The sequence below is a fragment of the Streptomyces telluris genome (assembly GCF_024519335.1).
GTDB classification, from domain to species: Bacteria; Actinomycetota; Actinomycetes; order Streptomycetales; family Streptomycetaceae; genus Streptomyces; species Streptomyces telluris.
On the sequence record NZ_JANIID010000053.1, the window covers coordinates 1 to 18,820 of the forward strand.

At 72.9% G+C, this 18,820-nt stretch carries 18 protein-coding genes; 8 read left to right on the forward strand and 10 right to left on the reverse strand.

What is annotated here, in order from left to right; translation table 11 throughout:
* From metK to fabG, 9 genes are all read right to left on the reverse strand, one after another.
* Nucleotides 1-864 (reverse strand): methionine adenosyltransferase (metK, locus tag NQU55_RS33925; protein ID WP_256791725.1); only part of this gene is annotated, 864 nt, incomplete at its 3' end.
* 196 nt (nt 865-1,060) lie between these two features.
* A complete protein-coding gene (locus tag NQU55_RS33930) occupies nt 1,061-1,666 on the reverse strand; it encodes an NADPH-dependent FMN reductase (RefSeq protein ID WP_256791726.1) in 606 nt (201 codons plus the stop codon).
* A 27-nt stretch (nt 1,667-1,693) separates the two neighbouring features.
* Nucleotides 1,694-2,680, reverse strand: coding sequence for a quinone oxidoreductase family protein (locus NQU55_RS33935; RefSeq protein ID WP_168092906.1), 987 nt, complete (start codon nt 2,678-2,680; stop codon nt 1,694-1,696).
* Between the two features lie 60 nt (nt 2,681-2,740).
* Complete coding sequence (locus NQU55_RS37305) at nt 2,741-4,555, reverse strand: mycothiol-dependent nitroreductase Rv2466c family protein (protein ID WP_308402303.1); 1,815 nt, start codon at nt 4,553-4,555, stop codon at nt 2,741-2,743.
* A 132-nt stretch (nt 4,556-4,687) separates the two neighbouring features.
* Nucleotides 4,688-5,329, reverse strand: coding sequence for a hypothetical protein (locus NQU55_RS33950; protein WP_168092907.1), 642 nt, complete (start codon nt 5,327-5,329; stop codon nt 4,688-4,690).
* A gap of 232 nt (nt 5,330-5,561) precedes the next feature.
* Nucleotides 5,562-6,215: a DsbA family oxidoreductase gene (locus NQU55_RS33955; RefSeq protein ID WP_168092908.1), complete on the reverse strand. Its 654-nt coding sequence runs from the start codon at nt 6,213-6,215 to the stop codon at nt 5,562-5,564.
* Nucleotides 6,216-6,250: 35 nt separating this feature from the next.
* Entirely contained in the window at nt 6,251-7,162 is a 912-nt protein-coding gene (locus tag NQU55_RS33960) for an NADP-dependent oxidoreductase (RefSeq protein WP_168092909.1), read from the reverse strand.
* Nucleotides 7,163-7,422: 260 nt separating this feature from the next.
* Nucleotides 7,423-8,406: a 3-hydroxyacyl-CoA dehydrogenase NAD-binding domain-containing protein gene (locus NQU55_RS33965; protein WP_256791727.1), complete on the reverse strand. Its 984-nt coding sequence runs from the start codon at nt 8,404-8,406 to the stop codon at nt 7,423-7,425.
* Nucleotides 8,407-8,538: 132 nt separating this feature from the next.
* Nucleotides 8,539-9,324: a 3-oxoacyl-ACP reductase FabG gene (gene fabG, locus NQU55_RS33970; protein ID WP_168092910.1), complete on the reverse strand. Its 786-nt coding sequence runs from the start codon at nt 9,322-9,324 to the stop codon at nt 8,539-8,541.
* 237 nt (nt 9,325-9,561) lie between these two features.
* Between fabG and NQU55_RS33975 the strand changes: the two genes are divergently transcribed.
* Complete coding sequence (locus tag NQU55_RS33975; RefSeq protein WP_168092911.1) at nt 9,562-10,062, forward strand: flavin reductase family protein; 501 nt, start codon at nt 9,562-9,564, stop codon at nt 10,060-10,062.
* A gap of 20 nt (nt 10,063-10,082) precedes the next feature.
* On the opposite strand, the gene NQU55_RS33980 is transcribed toward NQU55_RS33975, so the two are convergent.
* Entirely contained in the window at nt 10,083-11,243 is a 1,161-nt protein-coding gene (locus tag NQU55_RS33980) for an IS701 family transposase (protein ID WP_443744710.1), read from the reverse strand.
* A gap of 474 nt (nt 11,244-11,717) precedes the next feature.
* Between NQU55_RS33980 and NQU55_RS33985 the strand changes: the two genes are divergently transcribed.
* The 7 genes from NQU55_RS33985 (at nt 11,718) to NQU55_RS34015 (ending at nt 18,797) form a co-directional block, all read left to right on the forward strand.
* Entirely contained in the window at nt 11,718-12,986 is a 1,269-nt protein-coding gene (locus NQU55_RS33985; RefSeq protein ID WP_168092913.1) for a beta-ketoacyl-[acyl-carrier-protein] synthase family protein, read from the forward strand.
* Nucleotides 12,983-14,218, forward strand: a complete 1,236-nt coding sequence (locus tag NQU55_RS33990) for a ketosynthase chain-length factor (RefSeq protein WP_168092914.1) — start codon at nt 12,983-12,985, stop codon at nt 14,216-14,218. Before NQU55_RS33985 ends, NQU55_RS33990 begins: the two co-directional genes overlap by 4 nt.
* A gap of 58 nt (nt 14,219-14,276) precedes the next feature.
* Nucleotides 14,277-14,540: an acyl carrier protein gene (locus tag NQU55_RS33995; RefSeq protein WP_058047372.1), complete on the forward strand. Its 264-nt coding sequence runs from the start codon at nt 14,277-14,279 to the stop codon at nt 14,538-14,540.
* A 101-nt stretch (nt 14,541-14,641) separates the two neighbouring features.
* Nucleotides 14,642-15,604, forward strand: coding sequence for an aromatase/cyclase (locus NQU55_RS34000; protein WP_168092915.1), 963 nt, complete (start codon nt 14,642-14,644; stop codon nt 15,602-15,604).
* 78 nt (nt 15,605-15,682) lie between these two features.
* Nucleotides 15,683-16,111: a nuclear transport factor 2 family protein gene (locus tag NQU55_RS34005; protein ID WP_168092916.1), complete on the forward strand. Its 429-nt coding sequence runs from the start codon at nt 15,683-15,685 to the stop codon at nt 16,109-16,111.
* The gene (locus tag NQU55_RS34010; RefSeq protein ID WP_168092917.1) at nt 16,095-17,867 is read left to right on the forward strand and encodes an acyl-CoA dehydrogenase family protein; all 1,773 of its coding nucleotides are present in this window, start codon (nt 16,095-16,097) and stop codon (nt 17,865-17,867) included. The genes NQU55_RS34005 and NQU55_RS34010 overlap by 17 nt, the downstream gene beginning before the upstream one ends.
* Nucleotides 17,868-17,921: 54 nt before the next feature.
* On the forward strand, nt 17,922-18,797 hold the full coding sequence (locus tag NQU55_RS34015; RefSeq protein WP_168092918.1) for a 4'-phosphopantetheinyl transferase family protein: 876 nt from the start codon (nt 17,922-17,924) through the stop codon (nt 18,795-18,797).
* Nucleotides 18,798-18,820: the final 23 nt, after the last annotated feature.

Sequence of the window (18,820 nt, forward strand, 5' to 3'; positions counted from 1 at the left end):
CACCTTGGACGGGTCCTTGCCCGAGAAGGCACCGCCGCCGTGACGGGCCATGCCGCCGTACGTGTCGATGATGATCTTCCGGCCCGTCAGACCCGCGTCACCCATCGGGCCACCGATCTCGAAGCGACCGGTCGGGTTCACCAGCAGCCGGTAGCCGTCGGTGTCCAGCGCAATGCCGTCCTCGACGAGCTCCTTGAGAACGTGCTCCACCACGAACTTCCGGACGTCCGGAGCCAGGAGGGCGTCCAGGTCGATGTCCGCGGCGTGCTGCGAGGACACCACGACCGTGTCGAGGCGGACGGCCTTGTTGCCGTCGTACTCGATGGTGACCTGGGTCTTGCCGTCGGGGCGCAGGTAGGGGATGGTCCCGTTCTTGCGGACCTCCGACAGGCGCCGGGAAAGCCGGTGGGCCAGGTGGATCGGCAGCGGCATCAGCTCGGGCGTCTCGTCGCACGCGTAGCCGAACATCAAACCCTGGTCGCCCGCACCCTGCCGGTCCAGCTCGTCCTCGTCACCCTCCACACGCGCCTCGTAGGCCGCGTCCACACCCTGGGCGATGTCCGGCGACTGCGCGCCGATCGACACCGACACACCACACGAAGAACCGTCGAAGCCCTTCGTCGAGGAGTCGTAGCCGATGTCCAGGATCTTGTTGCGCACGAGCGAGGCGATCGGCGCGTAGGCCTTCGTCGTCACCTCGCCGGCCACGTGCACCAGGCCGGTGGTGATCAGGGTCTCGACGGCCACGCGGGAGGTCGGGTCCTCCTTGAGCAGAGCGTCGAGGATCGTGTCGCTGATCTGGTCAGCGATCTTGTCGGGGTGACCCTCGGTCACGGACTCCGAGGTGAACAGGCGGCGGGACACATCGCTCCCTAGGACGTGGGACGTGGAACGTGGGATGTCGGACGTGGGATGTCGGACGTTTTCGAGCAGGCTTTCCCGGGCGGGCTCTACTGGGCGGGCTTCCCGGGCGGGCTTTCCCGGCCGGGCTTTCCCGGCCGGCCGGGCGTGCGGACACGCGACGGCGCCGCGGCCCGGGTGCGCCGCGGCCCGTGGACCCTCAGGCGGTGTACGGGGACCTGGCCCGCGCCTCGCGCAGGGCGACGGCCCACCACAGCAGCTGGTCGAGCAGCTTCTTCGCGGCGCCGTTGACGCCCTCGGTGTCCCGCGGCTGCCCGTCGTCGTCGAAGGCGGCGTAGGCGGAGGGGATGGCCACGCCGTCCCGCAGCGTCACGGTGTGGAGCTCGGCGAAGACCGACCGGAGCTGCTCGACGGCGCGCACGCCGCCGGTCGCGCCGCCGGAGTAGCTGACGAAGCCGACCGGCTTGGCGTGGAACTCGGTGTACACCGAGTCGATGGCCTGCTTGAGCGCGGCGGGGTAACCGCGGTTGTACTCGGGCGTGATGACGGCGAAGACGTCGGCCCGGTCGATCCGCGCCGCGAAGGCGCGCACCGCCGCCGAGGGGTGCGTGCCGTCCTCGCCGGGTCCTTCCAGGACGTGCGGCAGGTCGGCCTCGGCCAGGTCGATGACGTCGACGTCCAGGTCGGCGCGCTCCCGGGCGTGGGCGGTGAACCAGTCGGCGACGACCGGACCGAAGCGGTCCTTGCGGGTGCTGCCGACGATCACGGCGAGGCGGGTGGGGTGCTGGGCGTTCGTGTCCGGCAAGGCGGTTCCAATCTCGGTGCGGGGGTGTCAGGGCAGCAGCACGATGCGCCCGATGTGGGCCCGGGACTCGATCTCCTCGTGGGCCCGGCCGACCTCTTCGAGGGGGTACGTGGCGTGCACCGCGTGCCGGATCGTGCCGTCGGCGAGGCCGGCGGCCAGTTCCTCGTGGTTGGCGAGGTACTCCTTCGGGCGGGCGGCGCGCCAGCGGGAGAGGGCGAAGCCGGTGATGAACTTCATCTCGATGAGTTCCATGGGGGAGATCCGGGGGATCTCCAGCCCGCCGCCCGCGGAGCCGTAGAAGACCAGGCGGCCGAAGGGCGCCAGCAGGCCGACGCCCTGGCGGAGGACGTCGCCGCCGATGCTGTCGAGGATGATGTCGACGCCGGCGCCGCCGGTGGCCTCGCGAACCTCGTCGGCCCAGCCCTCGCGGCTGTAGTCGACGACGACGTCGGCGCCGAGGGCGCGGGCGAAGTCGAGCTTCTCGGCCGAGCTCGCGGTGGCGATGACCGGGCCGGCGCCGTGGGCCTTGGCCCACTGCACGCTCAGGTGGCCGATGCCGCCGGACGCGGCGTGCACCAGGACGCTCTCGCCCGGGCGCAGGTTCGCCGTGCCCAGGGTGCCGGTGCCGATGGGGCCGGGCGAGGGGAGGGCGGTGGCCTGCGCGGCGTCGAGGCCCTCCGGCACGGGCAGGACCGTGGCCGCGTCGACGACCACGTAGTCGGCGTACGCCCCGTGGAGGGTGAACGCGCCGACGCGGTCGCCCTCGCGGAAGCCCGTCACCCCGGCGCCCACGCCCGCGACGCGCCCGATGACGTCGCCGCCGAGCACGATCGGGAACTCGGGCCGCCACATCGGCGCGGGAAAGATGTTGCGCCGCATCTGCGTCTGCGCGAAGCCCACGCTGATCGCCTCGGCGGCGATCAGCACCTCGCCGGGGCCCGGCTGCGGCACGGGGGTCTCCTCGACCCGCATGACCTCCGGGCCCCCGAACTCACGGATACGGATCACACGCATCTGAGATTCCTCCAGTTGATCGGTCGCATCGTCGGATCGGTGGGGCAGTGAGTCAGTGAGTCAGTGGGTCAGGGGCTCGGTGCGCCCCGTGCTCTGCTTCAGCTCGAAGAACGCCGGGTCGCCGGCCAGGGTCCGGAAGGCCTCCCAGAGCCGTACCGCCCGCTCGCCGCGCGGTATCTCCGTCAGGACCGGGCCGAACTGGCCCGCGCCGCCGTCGACGGAGATCGTCGGGACGCCGATCAGCTCCTGGCCGAGGCCGTCCGAGGGCACCCGGGCGTGCGAGGCGCGCAGCTCGTCGTCCCAGCGGTCGTCGTCCATGGCGTCGATCAGCCCGGCGGGCAGCCCGGTCTCGGCCAGGGCCGCCTCGATGTCCGGGCGCGTCCTGCCGAGCCCCTCGATCATCGCCGCGCGGAACTCCTCGGCCGGGGCGGTGCGGACGGGCTCGAAGATGCCGCCGGGGGCGTGGAAGCGGGAGCCCATCGCCGTGTAGAGCGGGCCGGTGACGGCGTCGCCGTGGGCGGCGCGGGCGGCGGCCAGCACCCGGACCGGGCCCCAGTAGAGGTCGAGCATCGTGCGCCGCGCCTCGGGCATGTCCTTGCCGCTGTTGAGGAGGGCCAGGCTCATCGCGTGCCAGCGGACGGTCACCGGGGCCTTCCCGGCCACCTCGGTGATCCACCGGGAGGTGATCCAGGCGAAGGGGCACAGCGGGTCGAACCAGAAGTCCACGACGTGCGGTTCACCCTGCTGGGGCGGCGGGGTCTGCCGGGACGGGGTCTGCCGGGGCTGGGGCTGGGGCTGGGGCTGGGGTTCCATGGTCTCGTCTTCCCTGAGTGACTCGGGCCGGGCGTCGATCCGCGCGAGCGCGTCGAGCACGGCGTTCTGCTTCTCGTCACGGGCGCGCGACAGCGCGGCGTAGTCCGTGCCGAAGGTCCGGTCCGCCTCGGCGCCGAGCGCCTCGACGGCGTCCGGCGTCAGGGCCGGGACGGCGGGGGCGCGCCAGGCGCGCTCCAGGCCGGGCGCCACACCGCCCAGCCAGCGGCGCAGGCCGCCCTCGCCGCCGCCCAGGTGGAAGGCCTCGAACGGCCCGACCGTGGCCCAGCGCAAGCCGATCGACTGCGTGACAACGGCGTCGAGTTCGGCCATCGTCACGACGCCCTCCTGCACGAGGTGGATGCTCTCCCTCAGCAGCGCGGACTGCAGGCGGTTGGCGACGAAGCGCGGTACGGGCTTGCGGACGACGACGGGAACCTTGCCCACCGCCCGGTAGAAGGCCGTGACCTCGTCGATCAGCGCGGCGGGGGTGTGCCGGCCGCCGACGACCTCGACCAGGGGGACGACGTGCGGCGGGTTGAAGGGGTGTCCCACGACGACGCGTCCCGGCTCGGCCATCAGCGCGCCCATGTCGTCGGGCAGCAGCTTGGACGTGGAGGACAGGAGGAGCGCTTCCGCGGGAGCGGCCTGCTCGACCGTACGGAAGAGTTCCTGCTTGAGGGCGAGGTCGTCGGGGGCGTTCTCCTGCACGACCGCCGCGCCGCGCACGGCGCGGGCCATGTCGGGCTCGAACTCCACGTGCTCCATGAGCACGCCGACGTCGGCGGCTCCGCCCGGCAGGGTGGGGGCGAAGACCGCGAGGCCCTCCCTGACCACCCGCTCGGCGTCGGGCCGTCTGCTGTTGACCCGGACCCGGAGTCCCCGGTCCAGGAAGAGGGCGATCCAGCCGAGCCCGATGGTGCCCGCGCCGATGACGGCGACGACGGTCCGCTCCCCGCAAGGCCGTACGGCGTTCTCGGAAGGCTGCACGACGTCCCCGGGAGGCTGCACGATGTCCCCGGGAGGCTGTACGACGTCCCCCGGAGGCTGTACTGCGCTGCTCATCACGTGCCCGTTCTCGTTCGGCGGACTTCGGTTCGGCGGACTTCGGTGCGGCGGACTTCGGTGCGGCGGACGCCCGGGCGCGGCTGCCGGGAGGCATTCCGGCAGCCGCGCCCGGGGCGGTCACCCGACCGGTCAGTAACCGACCGTGGTGGTCGAGAACGCCACCGGCTTGGCCGGGTCGGCGTAGCACTGGAACGGGTCCCAGGTGTTCAGCTGCGTCTGCAGACGCGTCCAGCCGAAGGCCGTGTCCTCGAAGCTGGAGCCGCCCGCACCGGTGGTGAGGGTGGCACCGGCCGTGGTCGGGGCCTTGAGCGTGACCTCCAGGTTCGGGAAGTCGAACTCCACGCCGCCGGCCCACTCGCCGTTGGACTTGATGTTGAAGTTGGTGCCGTTGCGCTCGACCCACTGCTTGGCGGTGCCGAGGTTGCTGCCACCGGTCAGCTTGTAGCCGACGACCTTGGCGTTGGCCGGGGTCTTGTACGCGATGTTCACGTTGTTGAGCAGCTTGTTGAAGTCCGCCACGGCCTTGATGGGGGCCGAGTCGAAGGTGACCTTGAAGGTCTGGCCCGGCGCGACCTTGGCCGGCGCCGTGGTGGTGAAGTCCCGCGAGTACGGGACGGGGATCCAGTTGCCGTCCACACGGGTCTGGCAGGTGTAGTCGAGCGTCTTCGTCGCGGTGTCGGCACTCGCCGTTCCGGCCGAGGACATGATCCCCGTCAGAGCAAGCCCCAGTGAGGCCGCAAGTCCGCCCGTCAGCTTCCACTTGTGCTGCACTGCATTTCCTCTCTCAGACGGCGTGGAGCAATTCCAGCGCCGGGAACAGACTCCGGAACGCGGCTGGAGCCCCGGTGGAGAGCGGATCGAATTCCGGCCGTGGCAGCGGGTTTTCGGCCTGAGGGCGGACTCGTACGGACCTGCGAGGATCTCCGCGGACCCTTGCGGACCTGCGGAGATCACGGTGTGTGGCGGCGGCCCGGGCGGACGCCGCCGGCTCCTCGCAGCGGCCTCAGACGGACGCCGCGGGCTCCTTGTGCGCCCGCTCCCACGCCCGCTCGATGAAGGTGAGCAGCTTCTCGGGCGCCTGCACGCCGGAGACCGGCATGCGGCCGTCGATGACGACGGACGGCACGCCCGTCACGTTGAACTGGCGGGCGCGGTTCCCGTCGGCGACCACGGCGTCCGCGTAGCGGTCGCTCTCCAGCACCTCGCGGACCTCGGCCTCGTCCAGCCCGGCCTCGCCCGCCAGCCGCACCAGCACCTCGCGGTCCGCGACGTTCAGGGCCTCGGTGTGGTACGCGTGGAACAGCCGCTCCATGACCGGCTCCAGCAGGCCGCGCTCGGCCGCGAAGTGGGTGAGGCGGTGCGCGTCGAAGGTGCCCACGGGGCGGGACTTGTGGAGGTTGAGCTCCAGACCCTCCTGCCGGCCCTGGGACTTGATCAGTTCGATCCGGCCCGGCAGCACGTCCGGGGCCGTCCACTCGGCCATGGCCTCGGCCGCCGTCGGGCCGGGCTCGCTGCCCTCGCCCGGCGCGAGCTCGAAGCTGCGCCAGACGATCTCCAGCTCGTCGCGGTGGGCGAAGCCGTCCAGGGCGGCGGCTATCCGGCGCTTGCCGATGTAGCACCACGGGCACAGGACGTCGGAGTAGATCTCGATCTTCATGGCAGGTCTCCTCGGTTGATCGTTCGATCGATCGTTCAGCCGACGGTGATGACGATCTTCCCGCGCACGTGGCCGGTCTCCATCTCGCGGTGCGCGTCCGCGGCCTGCTCCAGCGGGAAGGTCTTGGAGACCTCCACGCGCAGCTTGCCCTCGGCGTAGAGGGCGGTGAGCCCGGCGAGGCGCTCCTTGGCCCGCTGGCTGAAGACGGCGCGGACGCCCAGCTCCTCGACGCGGCCGAAGTCGACGAGGGTGGCGATGCGGTTCTTGTCCTTCACCAGCTCGACGGAGACGTCGAGGGCGTCGCCGCCGATGCCGTCGAGGGCCGCGGTGACGCCGCCGGGGGCGAGCTCGCGGACGCGGTCGGCGAGGCCCTCGCCGTAGGTGACGGGGGTGGCGCCCAGGGAGCGCAGGTACTCGTGGTTGCGCTCGCTCGCGGTGCCGATGGCCGTGGCGCCCAGGACCTGGGCCAGCTGCACGGCGATCGTGCCGACGCCGCCGGCGGCCGCGTGGACGAGCAGGGTGTCGCCCGCGCCGATCTCCAGCGCCTCGAGCGCGGTGTGGGCGGTCTGCGCCGAGGCGGAGAACGCGCCGGCCACCTCCCACGGCATGCCGGCGGGCTTGGCGACGACCTGCTCGGCGGAGACGACCAGGTACTCGGCGGAGCAGGAGAGCAGGGCCCAGCCCAGGACCTCGTCGCCGACGGCGAACTCGGTGACGCCCTCGCCGAGCTCGTCGACGACGCCCGCGAAGTCGTTGCCGATGGTCTGCGGGAAGGAGATGGTCATGCCGGGCGGGTTCCAGCCGGCGCGGACGGCCGTGTCGTACGCCTGCACGCCGGCGGCCTTGACGCGCACGCGGATCTCGCCGGCGCCGGGACGGGGGGTCTCGACCTCCTCGACCTTGAGCACCTCGGGGCCGCCGAACTCCTGGAAAACTGCCGCCTTCATGGCATGTCCTTCTCTCTGCTGAACGCTGATGAACACTGATGAACTTTGGCGAACGCTGGTGAACGCTGCTGAACGCTGTTGTCGCTGGTGCGCTTTATCTTTCAACCTCAACCGGAGTTGAGGTCAACGGGCGAACGGATACTCCTCACGGCTTTCGAGCGTTCTTCGAGCCGGCTTCGAGCGAGCGTCGAGCGGACTTCGAGTCCTCTTCGAGTGCTCGTCGAGCGGAACCCAACCGTCCGCCCCATGGGCGCGCTCGGCTACGCCCGTTGCGCCGGACCGGCGTCGGTACCGGCGTCGGCGTCGGTGCCCGCGGCGGCGATCACCCGGGTCTGCTTCGCGTCGCGCTCGGCCGCGAGCTCCTCGTAGGTGCGGCCGCCGAACGCCTCCTCCGCCTGGGCGAGGATCCGGGCGACGGTCTCCTCGTCGACCGGCGGGTTGCCGAGCCCCTGCCAGCTCTTCTCCAGGCCGGCGCCGAGGTGCTCGAACCAGTGGCGCAGGCCCCCGGGGCCGCCGCCGAGGTGGAAGGCGCGGAACGGGCCGACCGCGGCCCAGCGGCCGCCGATCGAGGAGGTGACGATCTCGTCCAGCTCGGCGACGGAGACGACGCCCTCGCGGACCAGGTGGATGCTCTCGCGCAGCAGCGCGGACTGCAGCCGGTTGGCGACGAAGCCGGGGACGGCCCGGCGCAGCACGACGGGGGTCTTGCCGAGGCCGCGGTAGAAGGCCACGGTCTCCTCGACGGCCCGCGGGTCGGTCCGCTCGCCCGTGACGATCTCGACCAGCGGCACGATGTGCGGCGGGTTGAAGGGGTGGGCGACCAGCAGCCTGCCGGGGTCGGCCATCCGCGCCCCCAGGGCGTCGGGAAGGAGCGTGGAGGTGGACGACAGCAGCAGCGCGTGGGCGGGGGCGGCGGCGCCGATCCGGGCGAAGAGGTCCTGCTTGAGGGCCAGGTCCTCGGGGGCGTTCTCCTGGACGACGTCGGCGCCCTCGACGGCGCGGGCCACGTCGGGCTCGAACTCCAGCCGGGCGGCGAGCCCGGCCGGGTCGGCGGGGCCGCCCGGCAGCGAGGCCGCGTACAGCTCGAACGCCTTCCGGACGTGCGCCTCGGCGTCCGGCCGGCGGCTGTTGATCCGGACGGTCAGCCCGGCGGAGGCGAACAGCGCGGCCCAGCCGAGGCCGATGGTGCCCACGCCGATCACGGCCGCCGTGCGTATGCGTGTCCCTACGGGTGAATCCGTCACCGCTTGCTCCTGTCGTCCTGCCTGCCTGTGGGTGGTGCCTGCACAGGCTGCCGCGACGGGCTCGTGCGGAATTCGAGCGGCGGTCGAACCGGACACGTGTGTTCCGCGCCCGGTCCGGCACCGCGGGGGACTCTAGTAGTTGCCCAGGCCGCCGCAGACGTTGAGGGCCTGCGCGGTCACGGACGAGGCGCCGTCGCCGACCAGGTAGTCGACCATGGCCGCGACCTCCTCGACGTCGACGTAGCGGCCGATCGGGACGCGGGTGGTGACCTTCTCGGCCGCCTCCTCCAGGGTGATCCCGTACATCTCCGCGTAGTGGCCGCGGACGCGCTCGGCCATCGGCGTCTCGACGAAGCCGGGGCAGACGGCGTTGACGGTGATGCCGGTCTTCGCGAGGTCGAGACCGAGGGCCTTGGTGAAGCCGACCACGCCGTGCTTGGAGGCGGAGTACGGGGCGGCGGTGACGGCGCCCTGCTTGCCGGCCGTCGAGGCGATGTTGACGATCCGGCCCCAGCCCTTGGTGAGCAGGCCGCCGGCGCTCAGCACCTCGCGCGTCACGAGGAAGACGCTGTTGAGGTTGGTGTTGATCACGTCGTACCAGAGCTCGTCGGACATCTCGGCGATCGCGCCGCCGCCGTTGCGGCCGGCGTTGTTGACGAGGATGTCGACGGTGCCGAAGCGCTCCACCGCGGCGGCCACGAAGCGCTTGACGTCCTCGCGGTCGGTCACGTCACAGGTGGTGCCGTCGGCCTCGAAGCCCTGGTCCTGCAGGGACTTGACGGTCTCCGCCAGCTTCGCCGCGTCCCGGGCGCACAGGTAGACGCGGGCGCCGTTGCGGGCCAGGTGGGTGGCGATCGCCAGACCGATGCCACTGGTTGCCCCGGTCACCAGTGCGACCTTGGCGTGCTGCGTGCCCATCGTTCCTCCGTAGCTGGTTGCGAATACTGACGGCGCCGAGACGCCGGTCGCGCCGAGGGTGCCGCCGCGGCCTCGACGGCCGGTCGAAAGGGGGTCGAAGCGCGGGTTCCGAGGGGCCGAAGCGCGGGTTCCGAGGGGCCGAAGCGCGGGTTCCGAGGGGAGCGAAGCGCGGGTTCCGCCGCGGCGGTTCCGCCACGGCTCGATCCCGGCTCAAGCGGCGCTGAGCAGCGTGGGGGGATGCTCGCAGAGACGATCACCGCCGAACGGTTCCGGACGTCCCTCGCCCGCTGGGCCAGCGGCGTCACGGTCGTGACCACCGTGGACGCACAGGGCCGCAGCCACGGTTTCACTGCCAGCTCCTTCACCTCCGTGTCCCTCGAACCGCCCCTGGTGCTCGTGTGCCTGGACCTGCGGGCCAACTGCTTCGACGCCTTCACCGGCGCCGAGGGGTTCGTCGTCCACGTGCTCGGCCGGGACCAGCAGGACCTGGCCGCGCTCTTCGCGCGCCGGGGCGCCGACAAGTTCCCCCGGCCGGGGATGACCAGCTCCCGGCGCGGGCTGCCCCTGCTGCCGGGCGCGCTCGCCCGGCTGGAGTGCCGCACCGAGCGGCAGGTGCCGGCCGGTGACCACCTCGTGCTGTTCGGCGAGGTGGAGCACGCCGAGGCCGGCGAGGGGGAGCCCCTCCTGTACTACCGGAAGGGCTTCCACGGGATCGCCGGCCCCGGCGCGGCGGACTGACCCGCCGGGGCGGACTCCGCTCAGGCGCACAGCGGCGCGGCGGACCCCGCCGCCCGCCGCCGCTGCGCCGGGACGCGGCGCGCCCCCGCCCGCACGGCGATGAGGTGGGCGACCGAGGCCAGGGTGACGTGGCGGTGCCAGCCGCGGAACGAGCGGCCCGCGAAGTCCCGGATGCCGGTGTGCTCGGATATCTCCGCGAAGTCGCGCTGGACGACGCCCGTGAGCCGGGTCAGGCGCAGCAGGGTGACCAGCGGCAGCCGCCGCGAGTCGGTGAGCCACATCCGCGACGGCCACCGGTCGGAGGAGCCCCAGTCGCCCATCAGCAGCATGGGCCGGTGGTGGGTGCCCCCGGGCACGCCCGCGGGGGCGGGGCACGACAGCACCACCGGGATCGCGCTCACCACCCCGCGGTACGAGCCCGTCCCCGAGGTGTCGGACCACTCGACCTGCCGGCGCATCCGCTTCATCGAGCCGATCAGGTTCTGCGCGGGCACCTCCCGGTCGCTGTAGCCCTGCAGCAGGGCGCCGTCGACGCGCAGCGGGGTCGTGCCGTCGATGCGCATGATCAGTGGCACGCCCGCGCGCGCGAAGCGCCGCACGGTCGCCCCCGCGTCGAGCCCCTCCACGTCCACGACGACGGGGCGCCTGCGCAGCCCCCAGGAGTCGGCGGCCTCCAGGGCCACGGCTCCGGCGTGCTCCTCCAGGGAGATGGCGCGGCTGGCGTCGGGTATGTGGGCGCGGCTGCGCCGGGCCGGGTCCTCCAGCCAGCTCCTGGACAGCACCAGACTCCAGTTGAAGGGCACGCTGACCCGCTCGGAGGCGCTCCAGACGCTGAAGGCCCGCTGGCCGTTGACCGTCTGGCCCAGGTGGGGGAGGAACTGCTGGTCGACGCCGACCGAGTGCACCCCCGCCTTGGGGATGACGGTGGAGTTGACCACCCACGCCTGGGGGCGCACCTCCTCCTCCGCGCGGCGCGCGAGCGCCCGCCGGACCGGGGCCCAGTTCCAGGACGAGGCGGTGATGAAGTGGTGGACGCTCTGCTGGAGCGCCTTCCCGCCGATCTGTTCCGCGACGTTGCGCAGGGTCTTGCGGCCCTCCGCCTCCAGCAGGCCGCGCACGTACTGCTCCGCCATCCTGCGCTGGTCGTTGCGCGTGAGTGACGAGAAGAACTCCGGTTCCACGTCCCAGGGGTCGGCGGGGGACGGGTGCCCGAAGGGTGGTTCCTCGGGGGACACAGGGCTGAGTTGCACGGATCTGGCTTCCATCGTCTCTCCCCACGTGATGGCTACCGACGGCGCATTTGACCGTACCAAACCGACTGCGTTGTTTCTATTACTCTTTGAAACCTTGACCTAACGATTCACCCTGACCGCATTTGTCCACTTTCCTCCCTCTCTACGTCGCCGCAGACCTCATGGGAAACCGACCGGAAGCCCTGCCTACGGGCTCTCTGACGTCGGATTACCAAGAGAAACCGGCCAGCCGGTTTCTTGTGGAGGTACCCCATCCGTCTTCGAGCGGTGTTCGAGGCCCGAGCCGCACCGTTTCCCTTGCCAACGGCGCTGTCCCCGACAGGCAGCGGTGGACATCTGCTGCACGGCAAGCGGAAAGGAACGTGACTCGATGTTCAGCTCGAAGGAAGGCGTGCCCACGCGATGACCCGACGAGTGGTGATCACCGGTATCGGCGTCCGCGCCCCGGGCGGCTCCGGCACCAAGGAGTTCTGGGACCTGCTCACCGCGGGCCGCACCGCCACCCGGCGGATCTCGTTCTTCGACGCGGCTCCGTTCCGGTCCCAGGTGGCGGCCGAGGCCGACTTCTTCCCCGAGGCCGAGGGCTTCTCCCCCCGGGAGATCCGCAGGATGGACCGGGCGACCCAGTTCGCCGTCGCCTGCACCCGGGAGGCCGTGGCCGACAGCGGCCTGGAGTTCGCCGGCGTGGACCCGCACCGCGTGGGCGTGAGCCTCGGCAGCGCCGTCGCCTCCGCGACCAGCCTGGAGAACGAGTACCTCGTGATGGCCGACAAGGGCCGCGAGTGGCTGGTCGACCCCGACTACCTGTCGCCGCACATGTTCGACTACCTCAGCCCGGGCGTCATGCCCGCCGAGGTCGCCTGGGCCGCCGGCGCCGAGGGCCCCGTGACCATGGTCTCCGACGGCTGCACCTCCGGCCTCGACGCCGTGGGCTACGGCGTCCAGCTGATCCGCGAGGGCTCCGCCGACGTGATGATCGCCGGCGCGTCGGACACCCCGATCTCCCCGATCGTGCTGGCCTGCTTCGACGCGATCAAGGCCACCACCACGCGCAACGACGACCCCGAGCACGCCTCCCGGCCGTTCGACGCCTCCCGCAACGGCTTCGTCCTCGCCGAGGGCAGCGCCATGTTCGTCCTGGAGGAGTACGAGGCCGCCAAGGCCCGCGGCGCGCAGATCTACGCCGAGGTCACCGGCTACGCCACCCGCTGCAACGCGTACCACATGACCGGTCTGAAGAAAGACGGCCGGGAGATGGCGGAGGCCATCCGCGCCGCGCTCGACGAGTCCCGCGTCGACCCGACCGTCGTCGACTACGTCAACGCGCACGGCTCCGGCACCAAGCAGAACGACCGCCACGAGACGGCCGCGTTCAAGATCGCGCTCGGACAGCACGCCTACGACGTGCCGGTCAGCTCCATCAAGTCGATGGTCGGCCACTCCCTGGGCGCCATCGGCTCCATCGAGATCGCGGCCTGCGCCCTGGCCATCAAGCACAACGTCGTACCGCCGACGGCCAACCTGCACACGCCCGACCCCGAGTGCGACCTCGACTACGTCCCGCTGACCGCGCGCGAGCAGCGGGTGGACTCCGTCCTGACCGTCGGCAGCGGCTTCGGCGGTTTCCAGAGCGCGATGATCCTGCGCGCCCCGGAAGGAGTGAAGGCATGACCAGCAAGGACGGCCTCAACGGGCGGACCGTCATCACCGGGATCGGCGTCACCGCCCCCAACGGCCTCGGCACCGAGGCCTTCTGGAAGGCGGTGCTCGCGGGCCACACCGGCATCGGCCCCGTCACCCGCTTCGACGCCTCCCGCTACGCGTCCTCCCTCGCCGGCCAGATCGACGACTTCGACGCGGCCGAGCACCTCAACAGCCGGCTGCTCCCGCAGACCGACCCCTCGACGCGGCTCGCGCTCGTCGCCGCCGACTGGGCCCTCACCGACGCCGGCGTCTCCCCCGACACCCTGCCGGACTACGACATGGGCGTCGTCACCTCCAACGCCATGGGCGGCTTCGACTTCACCCACCGCGAGTTCGACAAGCTGTGGAACAAGGGCCCGGACTTCGTCAGCGTCTACGAGTCCTTCGCGTGGTTCTACGCGGTCAACACCGGCCAGATCTCCATCCGCCACAAGCTGCGCGGACCGAGCGCCGCCCTCGTCGGCGAGCAGGCCGGCGGCCTGGACGCGCTCGGCCACGCCCGCCGCACGGTCCGCCGCGGCACCCCGCTCGTGGTGGCCGGCGGCGTCGACTCCGCCCTCGACCCGTGGGGCTACGTCTCCCAGCTGGCCGGCGGCCGCGTCACCACCGCCACCGACCCCGCCCGCGCCTACCTGCCCTTCAGCGCCGACGCCTCGGGCTACGTGCCCGGCGAGGGCGGCGCGATCCTGGTCGCCGAGGACGAGGCGAGCGCCCGCGAGCGCGGCGCGCAGCAGGTCTACGGCGAACTCGCGGGCTACGCCGCCACCTTCGACCCCGCCCCCGGCACCGGCCGCCCCCCGGCCCTGCGCCGCGCCGCGGAGGCCGCCCTGGCCGACGCGGGCCTCGCGCCCGGCGACATCGACGTGGTCTTCGCCGACGGCGCCGGCGTGCCCGGGCTGGACGCGGCGGAGGCCGCCGCCATCAGCGGCGTCTTCGGCGCCGGAGCGGTGCCCGTCACCGCCCCGAAGGCCCTCACCGGCCGGCTCTACTCCGGCGGCGGCCCGCTGGACGTCGCGACGGCGCTGCTGTCGATCCGCGACGGCGTCATCCCGCCGACCCCCACGGGCGCCCCGGTGCCCGAGGCCTACGGCCTCGACCTGGTCCGGGGCGCGCCCCGCGACCAGCGGGTCCGCACCGCCCTGGTGCTCGCCCGCGGCCGGCACGGCTTCAACTCGGCCGTCGTCGTCCGCGCCGCGTAGGCACGGGCGCCGGCTCCCCTCACCCCATCGGCCTTCTCTACCGCTTGGAGCAGAACCCATGGCCCACATGACCGTTGACGACGTCCGCCGCATCCTCGTCGAGTGCGCCGGCGTCGACGACAGCATCGACATCACCGGCGACATCTCCGACCGCCCCTTCGACGAGCTGGGCTACGACTCGCTCGCCCTGATGGAGAGCGCCGCCCAGATCAAGCAGGAGTTCGGCGTCGTCGTCCCGGACGACGAGCTCGTCGAGGTCGAGACGCCGCGCGCGCTCATCGACCTCGTCAACGGCCTGGTCACCGAGGCCGCCGCCGCCTGACGCGCCGCGCGCCGCACCGGGCGGTCCGCAGCACCCGGGTCCGGGCACGGGACACCCACGTGCCCGGGCCCGGCCCCGTACGCACCGAGGAGACGAACGACATGACGGAACCGCGCCGGCACCACACCGAGCACACCCTGGATGTTTCCGCGCCCCCGGAGGTGCTCTACGGCCTGGTCGCGGACGTCACGACCTGGCCCGCGATCTTCGGGCCGAGCGTCCACGTCCACCACCTGGAGCGCGGCGAGCGAGCGGAGCGCTTCGAGATCTGGGCCACGGTCAACGGCAAGGTCAGCACCTGGACCTCCCGGCGCACCCTCGACCCCGAGGCGCTGCGCGTGACCTTCCGCCAGGAGCGCAGCACGGCCCCCGTCGCCTCCATGGGCGGCGAGTGGATCTTCGAGGCGCTGCCGGGCGGCGGCACCCGCGTGGTGCTGCTCCACGACTTCACGGCCGTCGGCGACGCCCCGGAGACGGTCGCGGCCGTCAACGCCGCGCTCGACCGCAACAGCCCCGAGGAGCTGGCGGCGCTGGCGCGGATCGCCGAGTACGGCGGCACCGCGTCCGACGTGGTGTTCTCCTTCACCGACACCGTGGAGCTGACGGGGTCGGCCGCCGACGCCTTCGACTTCGTCGACCGCGCCGACCTGTGGGCGGAGCGGCTCCCGCACGTCCGGCAGGCCCGGCTGACCGAGGACGTCCCCGGCATCCAGGACCTGGAGATGGACACCGTCACCGCCGACGGCTCGGCCCACACCACGCGCTCCACCCGCATCTGCCGCGGCCCGGAGTGGATCGCCTACAAGCAGCACGTCATGCCGAAGCTGCTGCTCGGCCACAGCGGCCTGTGGCACTTCGCGGACAAGCCCGGGGGCGGGGCCGTCGCCACCGCCCGGCACACGGTGGCGGTCAACCCCGAGGCGGTCACCGAGGTCCTGGGCGCGGGCGCCACGCTCGCCGACGCCCGCGCGTACCTGCGCGAGGCCCTCGGCCGCAACAGCCTCGCCACCATGGCGCACGCCGCGACCTACGCCGAGCAGCGCGCCGCCGCCCAGGCAGGCTGACCCCTTTCTCTCTCCTCCTTCCCCCCTCCCCCTCCCCCCTTTCCCTCCCCCTTCTTCCTTCGTTCCCGGAGAGGCACCATGACCGCCACCCAGTCCCTGACGGAGCTCCACTCCCAGGTCCAGCACTTCTACGCCCACCAGATGCACCACCTGGACGCCCGCCGCTTCGAGGAGTACGCGGCGACGTTCACCGAGGACGGCGTCTTCCAGCACTCGCCGGGCGCCGAGCCCGCCGTCGGCCGCCCCGGCATCGTCGAGGAGCTGGTGAACTTCCACAAGAAGTTCGACGGGGACCCGGTCACGCGCCGCCACTGGTTCAACCAGATCGCCCTGGACCCGCAGGACGACGGCACGGTCAAGTCGACGGTGTACGCCCTCGTGGTGACCGTCCGCCCCGGCGGCAAGCCCGAGATCAACCCGAGCTGCACCGTGCACGACACGCTGGTGGTGAACGGCGGCGAGGTGCAGCTGAAGTCCCGCCTGATCACCCATGACCAGGTCTTCTGACATCGGCTCCCTGAGCGAGGCCGTCCCCTCCGCCGTCCCCTCCGCCGACCGCGTGGCCGCACTGGAGCGCCGGCTCGGCGACCCCCTCGACCCGGACAACCCGCTCGGTCACGCCGCGGCGCTGGCCGCCGACCGCCGGGGCGAGCTGCCGCTGGGCGGCGAGCCCCTGCTGGACGCCTTCGGCCTGCGCGAGGAGATCGTCCCGCAGCGCCTCGGCGGCCGGCTGACCGGCCTGGACACCGCGACGCAGCTGCTGCGCGCGGTGTTCAGGCGGGACTTCGCCCTCGGCCGCGGCCACGGTTCGGCCTCCCTGGTCTCCGCGGTGTTCGCCTGGTGCCACGGCACCCCGGAGCAGCAGGCCCGCACGGCCCGGCTGCTCCTGGACGGCGGGCGGCTGTCCGTCGCGTTCCAGAACATGTCCTACGGCAACGAGTTCAGCAGCGGCGACCTCACCCTGACCCCCGCGCCGCAGGGCGGCGGGGTGCTGGACGGCCGCACCCCGCTGATCGCCAACGCGCCCCTGGCCGCGGGCTTCGTCCTGCTGGCCCGGCACGCGGACGGCGACGGCGCCCACTCGGCGCTGCTCCTGGACCGCGCCGACCTGCCGCCGGACGCCGTGCGGCTGCTGTCCCCGTACGACGCCACCGCGGTGCGCCGGCTGCCCGCGGGCTTCCTGGAGTTCGTCCGCTGGCCCGTGCCGGCGGGCAGCGTGCTCGGCGCGCCCGGCGACGGCACGGCGGTCGCCCTGCGGTCCCTGCAGGTCAGCAGGCCGCTCGTGCCGTCGATGGCGGTCGGCTGCGCCGACACCGCACTGCGCTCGGTGGTCGCGGCGGTGCTGGAGCGCGCGCCCGGGGTGCGCCCGCTGACCTCGCGGTACGCGCGGCGCGCGATCACGTCCTCGTTCGCGGACGTGCTGGTGTGCGACTGCCTGCTGCTGGCCGCGATCCGCTCGCTGCACCTCCTGCCTGAGGAGTCCAGCGTCTGGACGGCCGCCGCCATGTGCCTGGTGGTGCGCATGCTGCAGCAGAGCACGGGCGACCTCGCGGCCGTCCTGGGGCCGCGCGCCCTGCAGGAGGACGGCGGCTTCGGCACGTTCCGCAAACACCTGCGCGACCTGTCCGAGATCCCGCCGGGGCCGATCGGCGCCGCCGCCGCGCTGGCCACTCTGGTCCCCCAACTCCCCTTCCTGGCCCGGACCTCGTGGACCGCGGCCACGCCCCCGCCCGGCCTCTTCTCCGCCTCGGCGCCCCTGCCCCCGCTCGACCCCGGACGGCTCGACCTGGCCGCCGGCGGGGACACCCTGATGGCGGTGCTGCCGCACGCCGAGGCGGCCCTGGACACCCTCCCCGTCACCGGCCCGGACGGGGAGGCGCTGCGCTCCCAGGTGCGGGCGCTGGCCGCGGAGCTGCGGGCGCTCGGCGAGGAGTGCCGCGCGCTGCCCGAGCAGGACCTCGCCGCCCTGGCCACCCCGCACGGCTACGCCCTCGCCGAGCGCTACACCCTGCTCGCGGCGGCGGCCGCCTGCCTGGGCGTGTGGCTGCACGGCGACCGGGAGCGGGAGGCGGACTTCCTGTCCGACCCCGCCTGGCTGATCGCCGCGCTCGGCAGGGTCCAGTTCCGCCTCGGCCTGCCCGAGCCCGCCGCCGACGACCGGCGCGGCGAGGCGCTGCTCGCGGCGGTGGTGGAGCGCTGCACACAGGGCCGCAGCCTCGACCTGTACGACGTTCTGCTGGGCGGCGGGCCGGCCGCCGCGTAGCACCCGCCGCACAGTGCCCGTCGCGTAACCGGCAACCGCATAAAGGGAGATGACATGGCCACATCCGGTCCCCGGGGGCTGGCCGGTTCGGCGCCCGTCCGGGTGACGGCCCCGGACGGCCCGTGGACCGCCACGGACACCGCCATGGACGAGCGGGGCTTCGCGCTCCTCTACGGGCTGATGGCCGACTGGGGCGAGCACGGCCTGCCGGACGACGAACTCGGCAGGCTGCTCGGGCAGGAGGCCGGGCGCCACGCCGGCATCCGCCAGGAACGGACCCGGCGGCGCTTCGCCGCCTCCCGGCTCCTGCTGAAATACGCGGCGGGCGCCGTCCTGGACGCCGACCCGGGCGAACTGGAACTGGCCCGCAACCCCAACGGCAGGCCCTACCTGCGCGGTTGCGGGCAGCTGGAGGTGAGCCTGAGCCACACGGGGGACATCCTCGCGGTGGGCCTCAGCCACGTCGGCCCGATCGGGGTCGACGTGGAGTCCTCGGCGCGCTCCATCTACGGCACGGGGCTGGCCGAGGAGTCCTTCACCGCCTACGAGCGGGCCGCGCTGGGCTGGCTGCCGGAGCAGGACCGCAACGCGTCCATGATCCGCCTGTGGACGCTCAAGGAGGCGTACAGCAAGGCCCTGGGCCTGGGCCTGCGGCTGCCCTTCACCTCCTTCGGCTTCACGATCCCCGCCGCGTCGGGCGCCACGGCCCGCCTGCTGCGCTCGGACGGCTCACCGGCCGACGACGGCGACTGGCACCTGGAGTCCCACACGCTGGACGCGGGCTACACGGTCAGCGCGGCGGTGGCCCCGGCGGTCTTCGGCACGGCGAGACGACCGACGGCGGGAACGGTCCTGGACGCGGGGCTGGCGGCGGCGGTGCTGGCGGCCCGTCCCCCTCGACCCGCGCTCGATCCCCGCTCGCCACAGTGATCGGGTCCACCCCCGATCACCCA

What these genes read in the sequence shown, in the direction of transcription:
- NQU55_RS33935 (WP_168092906.1), bottom strand. Translation starts at nt 2,680, where the DNA reads ATGCGTGTGATCCGTATCCGTGAGTTCGGGGGCCCGGAGGTCATGCGG.
- NQU55_RS37305 (WP_308402303.1), bottom strand. Translation starts at nt 4,555, where the DNA reads ATGAGCAGCGCAGTACAGCCTCCGGGGGACGTCGTACAGCCTCCCGGG.
- NQU55_RS33955 (WP_168092908.1), bottom strand. Translation starts at nt 6,215, where the DNA reads ATGAAGATCGAGATCTACTCCGACGTCCTGTGCCCGTGGTGCTACATC.
- NQU55_RS33960 (WP_168092909.1), bottom strand. Translation starts at nt 7,162, where the DNA reads ATGAAGGCGGCAGTTTTCCAGGAGTTCGGCGGCCCCGAGGTGCTCAAG.
- fabG (WP_168092910.1), bottom strand. Translation starts at nt 9,324, where the DNA reads ATGGGCACGCAGCACGCCAAGGTCGCACTGGTGACCGGGGCAACCAGT.
- NQU55_RS33975 (WP_168092911.1), top strand. Translation starts at nt 9,562, where the DNA reads ATGCTCGCAGAGACGATCACCGCCGAACGGTTCCGGACGTCCCTCGCC.
- NQU55_RS33985 (WP_168092913.1), top strand. Translation starts at nt 11,718, where the DNA reads ATGACCCGACGAGTGGTGATCACCGGTATCGGCGTCCGCGCCCCGGGC.
- NQU55_RS33990 (WP_168092914.1), top strand. Translation starts at nt 12,983, where the DNA reads ATGACCAGCAAGGACGGCCTCAACGGGCGGACCGTCATCACCGGGATC.
- NQU55_RS33995 (WP_058047372.1), top strand. Translation starts at nt 14,277, where the DNA reads ATGGCCCACATGACCGTTGACGACGTCCGCCGCATCCTCGTCGAGTGC.
- NQU55_RS34000 (WP_168092915.1), top strand. Translation starts at nt 14,642, where the DNA reads ATGACGGAACCGCGCCGGCACCACACCGAGCACACCCTGGATGTTTCC.
- NQU55_RS34005 (WP_168092916.1), top strand. Translation starts at nt 15,683, where the DNA reads ATGACCGCCACCCAGTCCCTGACGGAGCTCCACTCCCAGGTCCAGCAC.
- NQU55_RS34010 (WP_168092917.1), top strand. Translation starts at nt 16,095, where the DNA reads ATGACCAGGTCTTCTGACATCGGCTCCCTGAGCGAGGCCGTCCCCTCC.
- NQU55_RS34015 (WP_168092918.1), top strand. Translation starts at nt 17,922, where the DNA reads ATGGCCACATCCGGTCCCCGGGGGCTGGCCGGTTCGGCGCCCGTCCGG.